Origin of the sequence: Crocosphaera sp. Alani8 (genome assembly GCF_038442745.1) — a bacterium.
GTDB lineage: Bacteria > Cyanobacteriota > Cyanobacteriia > Cyanobacteriales > Microcystaceae > Crocosphaera.
In genome coordinates, this window is the sequence record NZ_JARVCN010000440.1 from 1 (window position 1) to 2,328 (window position 2,328).

At 31.3% G+C, this 2,328-nt stretch carries 3 protein-coding genes and 1 pseudogene; 3 read left to right on the forward strand and 1 reads right to left on the reverse strand.

Features of this window, described 5'->3' with window-relative positions; translation table 11 throughout:
* A partial coding sequence (locus P9B04_RS21555) for a nucleotidyltransferase family protein (protein WP_342057022.1) occupies positions 1-404 on the forward strand: 404 nt, incomplete at its 5' end.
* A gap of 135 nt (positions 405-539) precedes the next feature.
* A pseudogene (locus tag P9B04_RS21560) lies at positions 540-707 on the forward strand (HepT-like ribonuclease domain-containing protein).
* A 182-nt stretch (positions 708-889) separates the two neighbouring features.
* On the opposite strand, the gene P9B04_RS21565 reads toward P9B04_RS21560, so the two are convergent.
* Positions 890-1,120: a type II toxin-antitoxin system HicB family antitoxin gene (locus tag P9B04_RS21565; protein ID WP_342057023.1), complete on the reverse strand. Its 231-nt coding sequence runs from the start codon at positions 1,118-1,120 to the stop codon at positions 890-892.
* Positions 1,121-1,218: 98 nt separating this feature from the next.
* Between P9B04_RS21565 and P9B04_RS21570 the strand changes: the two genes are divergently transcribed.
* Positions 1,219-2,319: a leucine-rich repeat domain-containing protein gene (locus P9B04_RS21570; RefSeq protein WP_342057024.1), complete on the forward strand. Its 1,101-nt coding sequence runs from the start codon at positions 1,219-1,221 to the stop codon at positions 2,317-2,319.
* Positions 2,320-2,328: the final 9 nt, after the last annotated feature.

The following is a 2,328-nucleotide window of genomic DNA, read 5'->3' on the forward strand; positions in this document are numbered from 1 at the left end:
TTGCCTCTTTTCGTCATCTGGTAAGGCTTTCAGGTATTCGTGTCCCCACGCCAGACATTGCAGTTACTAAACTTAAAAAAATGAAAATACAACGAAATTACTCTCATTTGATTCAGAAAAGACTTAAACTTTCACAAATAGATATCAATCAAATTTGTGAAAAATGGAATATTAGAAGACTGTCTTTATTTGGTTCAATATTACGAGATGATTTTAATGAGAACAGTGATATTGATATTTTAATTAAATTTAAACCTGGTGCTAGACAAGGTTTACTAACTTTAGCAAGATTGAAATATCATCTAGAAGACATGACTCAAAGATCAGTGGATGTTGTTGTACAAGAATCAGTAAAAAATAGTGAAAATTGGATTCGTAAACAAGAAATTTTGAACACTAAATAAGTTATTTATGAACAGAGATAAAGCTTCATTACTCGATATCATTAAAGCTGGAGAAAAGGTTTTACAATTTTCTGAAGCAATGGACAAAAAACCTTAGCTATCAATGAAGAGAAACAATCAGCTATTCTCTATCAAGTGATCATTATTGGAGAAGCTGTTAAAAGATTATCGCCAGAGTTTAGAGAACAATACTCTCATATTCCTTGGTGAGATATTGCTGGAATGAGAGATATCTTAACTCATCAATATGATCGATTTAATCTTAATACCTTATGGGATGTTATTAAACAAGATATTCCCTAACTGTTAGAATTAATTGAACTTATAATGATTAATGATAGTTAGCATTGATTAATCAACAAAATGTTAAAACGGTAGGGTGGGCAAATTATAAACTTATTTAATCTACTAATAAAATAAAAACTTTGCCCACCTTAAAGAACTAAAATATTGACAAGAAAATGAATCAAAATAATGTTTAATTTTTAAGCAATTTTTAACGGTTTTGTTGGTAATATTCTAGGTTCTGGGAAAGGTTGATTTTCTTCTATCAGCATTTCTACAAAATTCTCGATAACTTCTTGTCCATTTCTCGCAGCTTCTTCATAAGTTTTGCCATGTGTATGAAATTGTTGCCAAGGAAACTCAGGTAAATGGACTAAAAATAGTTGATCTTCTTCTGACCATTGAATTACCATACTGTAATGATATTTCATGATTCACCTTTCTTTTGTGCTTGTTTGTCTAGTGCAGTAACTAAGAGATATTATAGAATATAAGACATAATCTTGATAACTGGTCACTGATAACTGATATGACAGAAGAAGAATTATTACAGGTTATTGAAGAAGCCGCTAAGGATAAAAGAAAATCCTTGAATCTTGGCAATATAAACTTAAAGTATTTACCTCCTGAAATTGGTCAACTAAGTAATCTCACTTCACTTGATATGAGGAATAACCAACTAACAAACCTTCCTGCTGAAATTGGTAACTTGACTAATTTAACTTCATTTAATCTGAGTAATAACAAATTAACAAACCTTCCCCCTGAAATTGGTAACTTGACTAATCTAACTTCATTTAATCTGAGGGATAACGAACTAACAAACCTTCCTCCTGAAATTGTTAAACTGACTGCTCTAACTTTACTTTCTCTGGGAAATAATGAACTAACAAATATTTCCCCTGAAATTAGTCAATTATCTAATTTAGAAAATCTTTATCTAGATGGTAATCAATTAACCATTTTACCTGCCGAAATTGGACTATTATCCTTACAAAGATTAACCTGTGGAAAGAACCCCTTAAAGTCTCCACCCTCATCAATTAGAAGCCAAGGAGTTTCAACAATACTAAACTATTTAAAACAACAACTAGAACAAAAAATTGATCATCTTTATGAAGCAAAATTATTAATTGTTGGGGAAGGAGGTGTAGGAAAGACAACATTAGCACAAAAAATAAAAGACAATAATTATCAACTCAGAACCGATGAGGAGTCAACAGAGGGAATAGATGTTATTCAATGGTATTTTCCTCTAGATAATGGAAAAGAATTTAGAGTCAATATCTGGGACTTTGGAGGACAAGAAATTTATCATGAAACCCATCAATTTTTTCTCACAGAAAGATCGCTTTATACCTTAGTTGCTGATACTCGTAAAGAAGACACAGACTTTTATTACTGGTTAAATGTGGTTGAATTATTGAGTAATAATAGTCCTATCTTAGTCATTAAAAACGAAAAACAAGAACGAAAACGAGACATAAACGAACGACAATTAAGAGGAGAATTTACTAATTTTAAAGAAACATTACCAACTAACTTAGCAACCAATCGAGGGTTACCTGAAATTTTAAATAAGATTCAACGAAGCTTCTCAAAAAGTCTGGGGGGACTCGCCGAAAGTTAGGGGACAAAG

What these genes read in the sequence shown, in the direction of transcription:
- P9B04_RS21565 (WP_342057023.1), bottom strand. Translation starts at nt 1,120, where the DNA reads ATGAAATATCATTACAGTATGGTAATTCAATGGTCAGAAGAAGATCAA.
- P9B04_RS21570 (WP_342057024.1), top strand. Translation starts at nt 1,219, where the DNA reads ATGACAGAAGAAGAATTATTACAGGTTATTGAAGAAGCCGCTAAGGAT.